This is a genomic window from uncultured Gilvimarinus sp. (assembly GCF_963972205.1).
GTDB classification, from domain to species: domain Bacteria; phylum Pseudomonadota; class Gammaproteobacteria; order Pseudomonadales; family Cellvibrionaceae; genus Gilvimarinus; species Gilvimarinus japonicus.
Genome location: NZ_CAXAUC010000003.1, coordinates 102,264 through 116,215 on the forward strand (window position 1 = coordinate 102,264; position 13,952 = coordinate 116,215).

The 13,952-nt window shown below is 54.4% G+C and carries 15 protein-coding genes; 4 read left to right on the top strand and 11 right to left on the bottom strand.

Annotation, left to right across the window (positions count from 1 at the left end; genetic code table 11):
* Positions 1-72 precede the first annotated feature (72 nt).
* On the top strand, positions 73-2,649 hold the full coding sequence (gene mutS, locus AACY82_RS07485) for a DNA mismatch repair protein MutS (protein ID WP_339616166.1): 2,577 nt from the start codon (positions 73-75) through the stop codon (positions 2,647-2,649).
* Positions 2,650-2,731: 82 nt separating this feature from the next.
* Complete coding sequence (gene fdxA, locus AACY82_RS07490) at positions 2,732-3,055, top strand: ferredoxin FdxA (RefSeq protein WP_339616167.1); 324 nt, start codon at positions 2,732-2,734, stop codon at positions 3,053-3,055.
* A 366-nt stretch (positions 3,056-3,421) separates the two neighbouring features.
* On the opposite strand, the gene AACY82_RS07495 is transcribed toward fdxA, so the two are convergent.
* The gene (locus tag AACY82_RS07495; protein ID WP_339616168.1) at positions 3,422-3,652 is read right to left on the bottom strand and encodes a hypothetical protein; all 231 of its coding nucleotides are present in this window, start codon (positions 3,650-3,652) and stop codon (positions 3,422-3,424) included.
* Between the two features lies 1 nt (position 3,653).
* On the opposite strand from AACY82_RS07495, the gene AACY82_RS07500 reads away from it, so the two are divergent.
* Positions 3,654-5,492: a glycoside hydrolase family 9 protein gene (locus AACY82_RS07500; protein ID WP_339616169.1), complete on the top strand. Its 1,839-nt coding sequence runs from the start codon at positions 3,654-3,656 to the stop codon at positions 5,490-5,492.
* 180 nt (positions 5,493-5,672) lie between these two features.
* Here AACY82_RS07500 and rpoS read toward each other — a convergent pair whose 3' ends face one another.
* The 8 genes from rpoS to AACY82_RS07540 form a co-directional block, all read right to left on the bottom strand.
* Positions 5,673-6,671: an RNA polymerase sigma factor RpoS gene (rpoS, locus tag AACY82_RS07505; RefSeq protein ID WP_339616170.1), complete on the bottom strand. Its 999-nt coding sequence runs from the start codon at positions 6,669-6,671 to the stop codon at positions 5,673-5,675.
* A gap of 153 nt (positions 6,672-6,824) precedes the next feature.
* Positions 6,825-7,556, bottom strand: a complete 732-nt coding sequence (locus AACY82_RS07510; protein WP_339616171.1) for a peptidoglycan DD-metalloendopeptidase family protein — start codon at positions 7,554-7,556, stop codon at positions 6,825-6,827.
* 291 nt (positions 7,557-7,847) lie between these two features.
* Complete coding sequence (locus AACY82_RS07515; protein WP_339616172.1) at positions 7,848-8,798, bottom strand: DUF368 domain-containing protein; 951 nt, start codon at positions 8,796-8,798, stop codon at positions 7,848-7,850.
* The gene (locus AACY82_RS07520) at positions 8,798-9,442 is read right to left on the bottom strand and encodes a protein-L-isoaspartate(D-aspartate) O-methyltransferase (RefSeq protein WP_339616346.1); all 645 of its coding nucleotides are present in this window, start codon (positions 9,440-9,442) and stop codon (positions 8,798-8,800) included. The genes AACY82_RS07515 and AACY82_RS07520 overlap by 1 nt, the downstream gene beginning before the upstream one ends.
* A gap of 112 nt (positions 9,443-9,554) precedes the next feature.
* Complete coding sequence (locus AACY82_RS07525; protein WP_339616173.1) at positions 9,555-10,547, bottom strand: tRNA pseudouridine(13) synthase TruD; 993 nt, start codon at positions 10,545-10,547, stop codon at positions 9,555-9,557.
* Positions 10,540-11,031 carry a 2-C-methyl-D-erythritol 2,4-cyclodiphosphate synthase gene (gene ispF, locus AACY82_RS07530; RefSeq protein ID WP_339616174.1) on the bottom strand — a complete coding sequence of 164 codons (492 nt, stop codon included), beginning with the start codon at positions 11,029-11,031 and terminating at the stop codon, positions 10,540-10,542. The genes AACY82_RS07525 and ispF overlap by 8 nt, the downstream gene beginning before the upstream one ends.
* The gene (ispD, locus tag AACY82_RS07535; RefSeq protein WP_339616175.1) at positions 11,028-11,741 is read right to left on the bottom strand and encodes a 2-C-methyl-D-erythritol 4-phosphate cytidylyltransferase; all 714 of its coding nucleotides are present in this window, start codon (positions 11,739-11,741) and stop codon (positions 11,028-11,030) included. Before ispD ends, ispF begins: the two co-directional genes overlap by 4 nt.
* 7 nt (positions 11,742-11,748) lie before the next feature.
* Complete coding sequence (locus AACY82_RS07540) at positions 11,749-12,027, bottom strand: septum formation initiator family protein (protein WP_339616176.1); 279 nt, start codon at positions 12,025-12,027, stop codon at positions 11,749-11,751.
* A 141-nt stretch (positions 12,028-12,168) separates the two neighbouring features.
* On the opposite strand from AACY82_RS07540, the gene AACY82_RS07545 reads away from it, so the two are divergent.
* Complete coding sequence (locus AACY82_RS07545; RefSeq protein ID WP_339616177.1) at positions 12,169-12,564, top strand: DUF3859 domain-containing protein; 396 nt, start codon at positions 12,169-12,171, stop codon at positions 12,562-12,564.
* Between the two features lie 111 nt (positions 12,565-12,675).
* Here the strand turns inward: AACY82_RS07545 and AACY82_RS07550 are convergent, their stop codons facing one another.
* Together AACY82_RS07550 and AACY82_RS07555 are read right to left on the bottom strand one after the other, a co-directional pair.
* A complete protein-coding gene (locus AACY82_RS07550) occupies positions 12,676-13,443 on the bottom strand; it encodes a hypothetical protein (RefSeq protein ID WP_339616178.1) in 768 nt (255 codons plus the stop codon).
* Between the two features lie 51 nt (positions 13,444-13,494).
* Positions 13,495-13,860 (bottom strand): hypothetical protein, encoded by a 366-nt coding sequence (locus AACY82_RS07555; protein ID WP_339616179.1) that lies wholly within the window; start codon positions 13,858-13,860, stop codon positions 13,495-13,497.
* Positions 13,861-13,952: the final 92 nt, after the last annotated feature.

A 13,952-nucleotide genomic window follows, 5' to 3' on the forward strand; every position in this document is an offset into this window, starting at 1 on the left:
GTGCAAGTCCATTATGATTACCGTAAAATGCGCAGCTACTGTTTTTGCTCACCCAAAACTGCACGGAATATTATGCCCGCAAAATCTGACGCCACCGCTCACACCCCTATGATGCAGCAGTACCTTAAAATTAAGGCCGAACACCCCAACGAACTGGTGTTTTACCGTATGGGCGATTTTTACGAGTTGTTTTTTGACGACGCAAAAAAAGCCTCGGAGTTGCTGGATGTGACCTTGACCGCGCGGGGCAAATCCGGCGGCGAGCCTATACCTATGGCAGGGGTGCCCTATCACGCCGCCGAAGGTTATCTGGCGCGCTTAGTGCGCGCGGGCGTATCGGTCGCCATTTGCGAGCAAATTGGCGATCCGGCAACCAGCAAAGGGCCGGTCGAGCGCAAAGTGATGCGCGTGGTAACACCCGGCACCGTCAGCGACGAAGCACTAATGGACGAGCGCCGCGACAACTTGCTGGTAGCGCTGCACCGCAATAATGACACTTACGGCATTGCCTCACTCGACATGGCCAGTGGCCGTTTTTTGGTGCTCCAGGTAGACGGCCTTGATGCCGCCGCTGGCGAGTTGCAGCGTTTAAGCCCCGCCGAGCTATTGATCAGTGATGACTTAGAGTTACCCGAGCTGACCGAGAATCGCAAAGGCGTGCGCCGCCGAGGCCCCTGGGAATTTGAGCTAGAAACCGCCGAGCGGCTGCTGACCCGCCAGTTTGGCACGCAGGATTTATCGGGCTTTGGCTGCGACCATTTAGACAGCGCCATCGCCGCCGCCGGCTGTCTACTGGGTTACGCGCGTGAAACCCAGCGCACGGATTTACCCCATGTTCGCGGCTTGGCCTACGAAAATCGCGATGAAGCCGTCGCCCTAGATGCCGCCACGCGGCGCAACTTAGAAATCGATCTAAATTTGACCGGCGGCGACGAAAACACTTTATTTGCCGTACTTAACCACACCGCTACCGCCATGGGCGCACGCTTGCTGCGGCGCTGGTTGAATCGCCCGTTGCGAGATATGCACACATTAGTCGAACGCCAAGAAGCGCTCAGTGTATTAACCGACAACTACAAGTTTGAACCGGTGCGCGAGCTGCTTAAGCGCATTGGCGATATGGAGCGCATTTTAGGCCGGCTGGCACTGCGCTCCTCGCGGCCGCGGGACTTGTCTCGGCTAGGCGCATCGCTGGCCTGCTATCCCGAGCTACAAGCCGCGCTTAAATCCTGCGAGTCGCCACGATTGCTTGAGCTGTCGCAACTGATCGCGACATTCCCAGAGCTGGTCGATCTGCTGCAACGCGCGATTGTCGAAAACCCACCGGTGGTGATTCGCGACGGCGGCGTCATCGCCGAAGGCTACGACAGTGAGCTGGACGAGTTGCGCAACATCAGCAATAACGCCGGACAATATTTGGTCGACCTGGAAACCCGCGAGCGCGAGCGCACCGGTATTAACACCCTTAAAGTGGGCTACAACCGGGTGCACGGTTATTACATTGAGCTAAGCCGTGCGCAATCGGCTGGCGCACCGGCCGATTATATTCGCCGGCAAACGTTAAAAAATGCCGAGCGTTTTATCACCCCCGAGCTCAAAGAGTTTGAAGACAAAGCTCTTTCGGCCAAGAGCCGAGCCCTCAGCCGCGAGAAAGCGCTGTACGATGAGCTGATCGAAAAACTCAATGTGCACTTGATTGCGCTGCAAGATTCCGCCGGCGGCGTCGCCGAGTTAGACGTACTCACCAACTTTGCCGAGCGCGCAATTAACTTAGAACTGTGCCGACCGGAGCTGGTGCACACGCCGGGGCTCGACATTAAAGATGGCCGGCACCTAGTGGTGGAGCAGGTATTAGACGGGCCGTTTGTCCCCAACGATTTAGACTTTAACGACGAGCGCCGCATGCTGATTGTCACCGGCCCCAACATGGGCGGTAAATCGACCTACATGCGTCAGGCAGCGCTTATTACGCTGCTCGCCCACGTGGGCAGTTTTGTCCCTGCAGCTAAAGCACAAATCGGCTTAGTCGATCGGATCTTTACCCGCATTGGCTCGTCCGACGATCTGGCCGGTGGCCGCTCGACTTTTATGGTTGAGATGACCGAAACCGCCAATATTTTGCACAATGCCACCGACCGCAGCCTGGTATTAATGGATGAGATTGGCCGCGGCACCAGCACCTTTGATGGTTTGGCACTGGCCTGGGCTTGCGCCCGCCATTTGGCCGAAAACGTACGCGCCTTCACGCTATTTGCCACCCACTATTTTGAGCTGACCGAGCTACCCGAAAGTCTGCCGCATATTGCCAACGTGCACCTTAACGCCACCGAGCACAAAGACAATATTGTATTTTTGCACAAAGTGCAGGAGGGACCAGCGAGTAAAAGCTACGGGATTCAAGTTGCCAAGCTAGCCGGCATCCCCACCGCCGTGCTGCAGCGCGCCGCCGAGCAATTGACGCTGCTCGAGAACAACGAGCGCCCGACCTCGGTAGCGACAAGTGCACCTAGCCCGTCGCCGTTACAACCCAGCCTGTTTGACGCCCCCAGCAACCCTGCCATTGAAGCGCTGGGCGAGATCGACCCAGATGAGCTAACCCCGCGACAAGCACTAGAGGCTTTGTATCGCTTAAAACAGCTGAATTCATGACAATTGATCTACCAAAAACTGAGAATGCTGGTAAAATGCCCCCCTTTACGCACCAAGCACCTGTAATCGTGGAGTCTGCACAATGACATTCGTAGTTGGGGATAACTGCATTAAATGTAAACACACCGACTGTGTCGAGGTTTGTCCGGTCGATTGTTTTTACGAGGGGCCCAACTTTTTGGTTATTCACCCAGATGAGTGTATCGATTGCGCTCTGTGTGAGCCAGAGTGTCCGGTAGACGCTATTTACTCAGAAGATGAGTTGCCCGAAGAGCAAGAGGTTTATCTGGAGCTGAACGCCGAGTTATCTGAGGTATGGCCCAATATTACCGAGAAGAAAGACGCTCCGGCCGATGCCGAAGAGTGGGATGGCGTCGAAGGCAAACTGCAATACCTAGAGCGCTAATACCTCAGCCGTGTTATTGGCCTACAAAAAATCCAGAATTTCAGTGAAATTCTGGATTTTTTTATGCCTGTAAATCTCACACTGATAGCTAGACTAAGACGCTCTCAAGTTTCTACTGTCGCTCATAGCCCCTTATTGACTAAGCAGTCACTCGCTCAACCAAGCCATCAAAGTTTTCGTGCTTAGCACACGTCACCACTCAGGCCTGAGCGCCGCCCCCTCCGTACAAGCGGCACCATCAGAAAATCAAGTATAAAAACCGATTTTATATTTACAAAAACATCGCAGTCCGATAGGGTTTCAATACTCTTGACCATAAAAACGATAACAGGAAAGCCTTATGGGTATTGCGCGGTTAATCGTCGTTCACATGCTAGCGGCCACTCTCACCAGCTGCGGCGGAGGGGGCGGCGCTAGCGATTCTGTTACAAACGCCAGTAGCACCCCGGCGCGCAGCTCCAGCTCTGCGGCAAACAGCGACACAGTTTCTAGTGCGATTAGCTCGTCATCCATAAGCAGTAGCCTTGCGTCTAGCGCCTTCTCGTCCGCTAGCGCAGCGGGCGAGTTAACGGCGCGCGGTTGCGGCGTTGACACCACAGTGAAGCCATCAACCGAATCCTTGCCAGTCGTCAAATGCATTGTTGTTGACCAATTCGGCTATTTACCTAATTCCAGTAAAACGGCGGTGCTGCGCCGCCCCGAGCAAGGTTTTGACGCCGGTATCGAGTATACCCCGGGCGCAAGCTATCAAGTGGTCAATATAGCCAGTGGTGAAATCGTGTTTACGGGCTCCCCCGTCGTGTGGGGCGATGGCGAGGTAAACACCACCTCAGGCGATAAAGTCTGGTGGCTGGACTTTAGTAGCGTACGCGAGCCCGGCGACTATGTAATAGTCGATGCGGACAACCATTTGCGCTCAGCCGAATTTCGTATTGGCAGCGATGTTTACCGTCCCGTACTCATTCAAGCCGTGCGCACCTTCTTTTACCAGCGCGCCGGTTTTGCCAAACGCACACCCTTCGCCGAGGCGGCCTGGGCCGACGAGGCCAGCCATATGAAACCGGGGCAAGATACCGAGGCGCGTTTGTATAACGCTACCGATGATGCCAGTACCGAGCGGGATTTAAGCGGCGGTTGGTATGATGCCGGCGATTATAATAAATACACCAGCTGGCACGCGGGTTATTTGCTCAGCCTAATGGAAACCTACAATGATCGCCCGGCCATTTGGAGCGATGATTTCAACCTGCCCGAATCCGGCAATGGCATCCCCGATTTAGTCGATGAAATAAAATGGGGCATGGATTGGCTGGTTAAAATGCAAGAAAGCGATGGCTCAGTACTCTCGGTGATGGGATTAGATCACGGCAGCCCACCCTCCAGCGCCGATGGTCCCAGCGTCTATGGTCCGGCGACCACCAACGCCTCACTGGCCGCAGCGGCGGCCTTTGCCTTCGGCGCCGAGCTATTTACCCAATTTGATGATGATACGCTAAAGACCTACGCCAGCCATTTACAGCAGCGGGCGATCGATGCCTGGCGCTGGGCGGATGCCAACCCCTCAGTGACATTCCGTAACTCAGATAATGGTGTAGCCGCCGGCGAGCAAGAGGTGGATAACAGTGGCCGCAAGGACAAAAAGCTCGCGGCGGCTATTTACTTATTTGCGACAACCGGCGATAGCACTTATCGCGATTATGTTGACGCCAACCGGCCCGACATTTACTGGGTGTCACCATGGAACGAAGAACTGTTGCACGCATTACTGGTGTACGCACGCTTACCCAATGCCACGAGCTCGGTCGCTGACACCCTGAACCAACAATATCAGCAATCGATGCAAGGGGCGGAAAACTGGAGCGACATCCACAACCAGACAGACGCCTACCGGGCATTTATCGGCGATGGCAATTTTACTTGGGGCAGCAGCCGTACCATGGCCGTGAAAGGGGCAACCTTTTATAGATTGCAAAAATTTGCCATTGCATCGGCCTCTGACAACGCTATTGACGACGTCGCTTTGGATTACTTGCACTACCTACACGGTGTAAACCCCATGGGGAAAGTCTATTTGTCCAATATGGGGGCATATGGAGCCGAAGACTCAGTCGATAGTTTTTACCACAGCTGGTTTACCGACGGCAGCGCCGATTGGGATTCAGTCACTGAATCGAATTATGGGCCGGCGCCGGGCTTTGTGGTCGGCGGTGCCAACCCGCAATACAATTGGGATGCATGCTGCCCCACCAGTTGCGGCGGCTCGGGCAACAACGCCCGCTGTGGCATGGCGCCACTATCGCCGCCCCACAATCAACCACCCATGAAGTCTTACGCCGATTTTAACACCGGCTGGCCGGTTAACTCTTGGCAGGTAACGGAAAATTCCAACGGCTATCAAGTCGCTTATATTCGCCTGCTATCAAAATTTGTCGAATGATGGCGCTCTTTAACCGTCTGCGACAGGAAGCCTAGGGAAGGGATATAAAATCGTTGGTAGTGTTGCACAGCGCAACACCTTAAAAGAACGCGCAATTCACTGTAAAACTGCCAGCCCCGCTTTGGCCGAGAGCAGGCAGATCCAATGTGAGCTAACACCTACATGTAAAGGCTAGGCTCACTACACGCCAAACAGGTTTTCGCTGCTGAGGCCTTGCGTCTCCATAATATCGCGCAATCGGCGCAGCGCTTCGACTTGTATTTGCCGTACTCGCTCGCGGGTTAACCCAATCGCCCGGCCAACTTCTTCCAGTGTGCTGATTTCGTGGCCACGCAAACCAAACCGACGGGCCAAGACCTCGCGTTGTTTCTCACTCAATTCATCCAGCCATAAATCCAGACTATCATTGATATCGCTGTTCTGGGTTAAAATTGCGGGGTTGGATTCTCGCTGATCGGTGATGGTATCGACCACGGTGCGATCGGAAGAACTACCAATAGGTGTATCAACCGACGTTACCCGCTCGTTTAAACCCAGCATGCGCTCAACATCACTTACCGGCTTTTCTAGCATTTTGGCAATTTCATCGGCTGAGGGCTCGTGGTCGAGTTTTTGCGTCAGCTCGCGGGCCGCACGCAAGTAAACGTTCAGCTCTTTCACTACATGGATCGGCAAACGAATAGTGCGGGTCTGATTCATAATCGCCCGCTCAATGGTTTGACGAATCCACCAAGTGGCATAGGTTGAGAAACGAAACCCACGCTCTGGATCAAACTTCTCTACCGCGCGAATCAAACCCAGGTTGCCCTCTTCTATTAAGTCCAAGAGCGCCAGGCCTCGATTGACATAGCGGCGAGAGATTTTCACCACTAAGCGCAAATTGCTTTCTATCATTCGCTTGCGCGAGGCCTCGCAGCCGCGCAGCGATTTGCGCGAAAAGTACACTTCCTCCTCGGCGCTCAGTAGCGGCGAAAAACCTATTTCATTTAAATATATTTGGGTCGCGTCAAGCGAGGAGGAGTCATTGGAGAATCGATCAGGTGAGAGTTTTCGAGCTTTCGCGAGTGTGCGCTTGGGCTCATCTTCAAGTGTAATTTCAGTAACGTCGCCATCCTCGGCGTGAGCAAGGATATGTTCGTTGCGGCTGGCTGTGCTTATTTCCCTATTTTGTACTGGCATGCTAGGCCCCCTTCAGGATCCATACCGGAGTTTGTCGCCACACTTCCGGCTGACAATCTTTCCAACAGTACCACTTTGCCACAACCGTGTGGCTCACACTCAGGACTAGCGCGACTACATATTAAACATTTTTAGGCGTAAGACGTAAATCCATTAACGCTTAGGCAAATACGTTAGCGGATTAACCGGCTTACCATCGCGCCTTATCTCAAAATGCAATTTCTCTTTATCGGTACCGCTGGAACCTAATTTAGCAATTTGCTGACCGACTTTTACGCTGTCTCCCTCGCGTACTAAAAGTGCCTGATTATGAGCATAGGCACTCAGGAAGGTTTCGTTGTGCTTGACGATCACCAACTTACCGTACCCGCGCAAACCGGTGCCTGCGTAAACAACTCGCCCCGCTCCGGCTGCCATCACAGAGTCCCCTACTTTACCGCCAATATCAATACCTTTGTTTAACCCGCTCGAACTACTAAAGCCACCGATCACCGGCCCTTTGGCGGGCCAGCGCCATTGCACGGGGCCACTTATTAACGGCGGCGGGTTGGCGTTAGTAGCGGCAGGTGTTTTATTTTCAGAACGTGGCGCCCGCTCGACTTGGGGTGTCGGCGCGCTATTCACCGTTGTGCCCACCGTGGCTTTGGGCCCTTGAGCCACCACGGTGGTGTTATTACGGGTAGCGACAGGGCGCCGGGTCTCGGCGGCAATCGACGGCGGGGGGCGACGCTTAGAGGCGTCATCGATATCCAGCCGCAACTGTTGCGACTTATAGATCGTATAGGGCGGGCCAATCCCGTTGTGACGGGCGAGCGAACGAAAATCTAAACCGTAGCGCCACGCAATCGAATAGAGCGTTTCACCGGAAGAAACCGTGTGCAACAAGATTTTACGAGTAGGAGGCTGCTGCCGGTCAGCAACAGACGCAGGCGGTGCCGAGCTACAAGCGCAAAGCAGCAGGGTGATCAGTATAATGAACAGGCGATTTATGCGCCAACCGCATAATGTGACCTGCGTCCACATTTTGGCCTGTCTCATGGACTCACTTACCCCTGTCGGCTTATTTACTTTAGCGATTAGCAATTCTCCATTATTTAAAAATTATCTTAAATAAAGGGCACGACATCGGAACTAAGGGCGACCCGACAGGTTCTTCATTGCCTTTAAGCGCTGCCGCTATGCGGCGTTCGCCGCACGTTTTAATTGTAGCCTTCGGGCGCCATATTCCAGCGCAAAAACCATGACTACCGCCACCACAAACAGCGTAAGTACGCCAGGCCAGGCACTGCTAACACCGGTTATTGACTCGTAGTCCCATGGCATTAAATTGCGCTGTACCAAAGGTACAGTCTCACCGTGGCGATCGACAACCGTGACCACGGCGTGCTTCCACGGCCAAACAATACTTAAAGAGCCCGCCAGTACGCCGCACAAAAACGCCAAAGTCGGTTGCCGATAGCGCTGCAGCAACCAGTGTAATAAGTGCGAAAACAACAACAAACCCACGACACAGCCACCCATAAAGGTCAGCAGTAACTTAAGGTTAAACTCCGTAACCGCCGCAATAATAACGGGGTACACCCCCATAATAAGCAGCAAAAAGCTGCCCGAGATGCCCGGCAAGATCATCGCGCAAATAGCGATGGCCCCGGCGGCAAAAATCGTCAGGGTATTAATCGGCATATTGATCGGCTTAACCGAGCCAAGCCAGATCGCCGCCAGCGCGCCAACACAAAAAGCGACCAGCACAACGAGAGCACGCCAATGCAGCTGCCGGCCAATATAAATCGTAGAGGCTAAAATAAGGCCGCTAAAAAAACCCCACACCTGCAGCGGATACTCCGCCAGCGCAAACTCAATGCCGTGGGCCAAAGTGGCAATACTGAGTAAAATACCGCCAAACAGCGCACACAAAAAAGTAGCATCCACATAGGCCCAAAAGGGACGCCACCCCTCGCGCTTTAGCACCAGCAGCGCGGCGGGTGTAAATGATTTAAGCGCCGCTAACAAACGCTCGTAAATACCGGTAATAAAGGCGATGGTGCCACCGGATACGCCCGGCACAACATCGGCGGCCCCCATAGCCATGCCTTTTAATAAGGTTGCAATAATCGGAGTGGAAGCCATCAGCGTGCCGTTCCCGATAACAACGGGACAAAACGCACAGGCTCTAAGACTTTCGTGACAAACTCGTCGGTTTCACCCACGCGCAAGACCAAATGCAAACTCTGTTCGCGATCCCCGACGGGAATAACCAGCACCCCATTGGGGGCCAGCTGTTGCTTGAGCTCTTCCGGTACAAAGCGCGGCGCGGCAGTACTTAAAATACCGTCAAACGGACCTTTATCTGGCCAGCCAAAACCGCCATCGGCATGACTTAGTACAACGTTGCGCAAACCTAGCTGGCGCAACCGCTGACGGGCTTTATCTTGTAGAGGCTTAATGCGCTCGACGCTGTAGACTTGCTCGACCAACTGTGCCAGCACGGTGGTTTGATAACCAGAACCGGTGCCTACCTCTAGTACACGCTTAAGCGAGCCACCCGCCGCACCCAGTAAAACCTCGGTCATGCGGGCGACAATATAAGGCTGTGATAGCGTTTGACCAAAACCGATCGGCAGAGCAGAGTCTTCGTAGGCACGGTGTGACAAGGCCTCATCCAAAAACAGATGACGCGGGGTATTGCGGATAACATCCAACACTTTTAAATCACTGACGCCCTGCTCCATCAGCCGCTGCACTAGCCGCTCGCGGGTGCGTAGCGACGTCATACCCACACCTTCCAGAATCAGATTGCTCACCGTCTACCCCTGTTAATACGGCCCAGACTAAAGCCCAGTGCCTTTTTTTGATGACGCCACTATAGCATAAATGCCGTTTAAATCAGGCCTCTGGGGCCCGCTCGGGGAGCTTTGCCGTCACTAGCTCGGCGATGACAGAGGTCGCGTAGCAGCCCACCCCCAGCGCAAAATCCAAGCGTATGTCATTGCCATCCCACAGCCAGTTTAAGTCCTGTAGATTAGCGACTAACGCCCGACGATCCTGGTTAAGGCCGGTAAACTCTAACGGTTCGCACCAAGGCTGCCAGTCGGCCAACACCTGCACCTCCAGCGCTTGGGCGGCGCCGGTTACGGGCGCCCGACCGCGCCCCCACAAGGGCCCACTGGGAAGCGCCTGCCCGGCAACCTCTAGTGCGGTTTCTTGCGGCATTAGCTGGCGCCAACAATCGCGTTTTACACGCTCAGCCAATACCAAATTAAACAGGTATGAGCGTGCCGCCGAGATGGCCATTTGCCGCTTGGGCCGGTTTTTGATTTTAACCTGATCAACCAGTATCCGCTGGGCCAACGCCAAGTTGCCACTATCAATACCAAAGCGCTGTGCGCCAAAGTAGTTGGGCACCCCCTGCTCAAAAAGCAATTGCAGGCGCTGATCGAGAAGCGCGTGATTAGCCGTAACATCGCGCAACCAAATGCTAAAACGGTTACACAGATGTTGCCCGCGGCGCAGTTTTTGTTTGTGCCGCGCGCGGTTTAACACCCGCAAGGTGTCTGTTTCTAGCATCTGCCAATCGGGCTCGGCGCCTTTGGGTAAATACACACTAAACCACTGGCGTGTCACCGCGTGGCGATCTTTCAGGCCGCAATAACCAATATCGCGAGTCTCAACACCAGCCAGTGCGGCAATTTGACGCGCGATCCAAGCGGTGTTGTCGCCGTCTTTTTCGATCTCTAAATAAACGTGCTCGCCCTCGCCTGACGGGAGAAAACCCAACTCTTCAAACACCTTAAAGTCGGCATTAACAGAGCGAAACCCTGCCTCGCCTAGCAGCTCGCCGTAAGCGCGGGGAAAATCTGTATTAAATAGCTCAGGCACACGGCGCTCCGACCAATGGTTTTAATAGCACGCACGCCTCGGCGGCAATGCCCTCTTCGCGGCCGGTAAAGCCCAGTTTTTCGGTGGTGGTCGCCTTCACATTCACTTGGTTCAGCGAGCAATCTAAATCGGCGGCAATGGCCTCACCCATGGCGCTTATATGCTGCGCCATGCGCGGCGCTTGGGCGATAACCGTCATGTCCGCATTGCCCAACTGCCAACCGGTGGCGCGTACTTTTTGGTTTACCAAACGCAACAGCTCGCGGCTATTGGCCCCTTTGTACTGTGGGTCGGTATCGGGAAAGTGGCGGCCAATATCTCCCAGGGCGCAAGCGCCCAACAGTGCATCGCACAAAGCGTGCAGCAACACATCCCCATCCGAGTGCGCCACTAGCCCTTGGGTGTGGGGGATCACCACGCCGCCAATCACGATCTTATCGCCCGGCCCAAACTTATGGACATCGTAACCCTGACCAATTCTCATAACGGCTCCTCAGCCTGATGGCGCAATATTGCCTGCGCCAGCCATAAATCTTCTGGGCGGGTAATTTTTATATTATCAAACCGCCCCTCGACCACTAAGGCATCCACGCCCGCGTGCTCCATCGCACTGGTTTCGTCGGTAACCGTTAAGCCACTGCGGCTCGCCTCGCGCAGCGCCGCCTCTAGCGCTTGGTGCCGGTAGCACTGCGGGGTTTGCGCCGCCCACAATTGGCGGCGATCCACTGTTGCGCTCACCCGGCCGGCCTCTACCTTTTTAATAGTATCGCTTACCGGCGCCGCCAACAGGCCACCGTCTGTGCCCCGCACCTGCTGCAGCAATCGCTCGATATCAGCCACTTGCACACAGGGGCGCGCGGCGTCGTGTACCAGCACCCAATCCGTGGGGCCGGCAAATAGCGATAGCGCCTGCAGCCCTTGCAGCACCGAGTCAGCTCGCTCGGCGCCACCGATAACCGTTTGAATCTTGGGGTGATTGGCCAGTGCCAGTGTGCGCCATTGCGCGTCATCACGACCAACAGCCACGACAATACCGGCAATGGCGGGTACCGCGAGTAATTTCTCTAAGGTGTAGGCCAACACAGGCTTGTCATCGATGGGCAGATATTGCTTGGGGGTCTGGCTGCCCATCCGTGCACCACAGCCGGCGGCAGGAACGATGGCCCAGCAGCGGCTGGAAGTATCCGAAGGCATAAGTGTTTTAGTCGTCTGGGTTGTGGGTCATAAAGAAGGTTTCGCCCTCTTTAATCATGCCGATGTCACTACGGGCGCGGGCCTCAACCACCTCATGGCCATTTTTAAGGTCTTCCACCTCGATTGCCAACACTCGGTTGCGCTCTAACAAGCGCTGATTTTCGGCCGTTTGTTGGCTAATTTCGCGCTCCAGCCGGGCACGGTGCGCAAAGCTGCCGTCACCGACCCAAAGCCGGTACTGCAACCCCACGAATAACACGATTAATATCGACAGCAACCATTTCATAGGCCGCAGTTTATCGCAGCTTGGGGGTAAGGGCTATCACAGCCGCCGATAATGGGCACCGTGCCCCAGAGTTAACAGCGGCCCCTCGGCGGTGTATAGTGGCCGCCGCATTCTCACAGACACTTACCGCACCGCGTACTCATGGCTAAAAAGAAACACCAGGTTAAACTGAAAAGCTGGGGCATTTATACGCCCTGGAACAGCGAATCAAAAGCGCTGCCCAAGCTGCTAAAAGTCACCCGTGAGATTCCGTGCGAGCTGGATGTGGAATTTGGCTACATCGCCAACATTAAAAAAGCCAAAAACAAAAAACTGCAGTACTGCATCTACCACCCCGATATTCCGGACGAGAACGGCGCACCCTTGCCCCCCTTTAGCGGGGAGGAGTTTATTCGCCAAAACGATTGGAATTTTTTTATCGGCGACACGATTTGGGCGCCCATCGAAAACAAACAGGGCCCGTGGCGCATTACCCTCGCGATCGAAGGCGAGCTGGTTGCGGACGAAACTTTTAAGTTATTACCACCCAGTGCATAAGCCCTACCCAATGCATAGGCCGGCCACGATAAAAAGCCCGCATAACGCCAGCGGGCTTTTTATCATTTAGGCGCAGAACGCCGATAACACATTCTGCGCCGACTTCACCGCCTATTCACTTTTAAACAGAGACTTCACTTTATCGAGGTTCTCTTTGTCTGAGTCGGAGAGGTTTTTCTCTAAGGCCTTGCCAGCCTCTTCCCGAGCGCGCGATTTAAGCTCATCTTCCAAGCGATTTTTAGCGTTATCGATAAGCGGTTGCACAATCGCTTGTGCCAGCTCTTGGGCGGTTAGGCCCTGCTCGCGAGAACCAAGGTTGCTGCGTTTGATATCATTCAAAGTAACCGTGCGATCTTTAAACTGGGGCGAAATTACCGCCATCGAGATATTGGTAAACGCCAGTTTTTCGACCATAAAACGCAGCTCTTTACCGCTGTCAGCCGGCTCTGGCTCGGGTTTGCCACCACCGGAAAATCTGGATCGAACATTATTGGTTATCTCTTGAATATTGGTACTGGCACCGCCGTTGTGCTCGGCGGTTAGTGACGCGCCGTCAATCAATACCTCGTTTAAGACGATGACAGGCTGGGTGACACTGGTCGGCTCGATCTGCAGTGCGACTTCATCAAACTTAAACACGTTGGCAGAGGTGTAACCCGGCGGGTTGGCAATGCTCAAACCGTAAATCTCACCACGACCTTTGCGCAGCTCAAGGTGTACTTTATCGACCTTGACCTCGGTTTGGGTAACCTCCGAGCCGGCCTTTTCAATCCCCGAGGCCACCAGTGAATCTAAGTTGCTAAACAGGTAATAGAGGCCACCGCCTATCAACACCACTACCAACAGCAAGATAATTAAAATAATTTTTAATGCTTTCATTGCTCTATCCTTTTCGGTATTTGTTCACTTTTTACGTCACCGGCGGTGCGATTATTGCGCCTCGCGGGGCTGCCCGGCTCTTGACTGCGCGCCACCAGGCGTCGTCTGATCGATCGGCTCCTCGGCTTCAAGCTCGGTTAACGCGGCACGTGCGCGGGTCATCTCCGACTCGACGATGGCATCCCAGCCCTCCACAATTACCTTGTTGGCTTTAGCCACCATCGCGCTCACCGACTGTCGTTCCATCGCCGCCAGCTTGCCGCGTTGCACACTAACATCCTTGCGCAGCGCCGCAACCTCTTTATGTAGCGCAGCCACCTCGGCACTCAATGCCTGCTCGCGCTCGTAGCCCATATAGATAATCGCGCCCTGGCCGAGCACCACCAACCACAACAACAATAGTAAAAAACCGCGCATAGCTTTACTCCATCGCCCTGTAAACATCATTCGCCGCAATCACGCATCCAGCAAACATGCAGTTGCGCACAAAAAAGCCTATCATAGCGCGA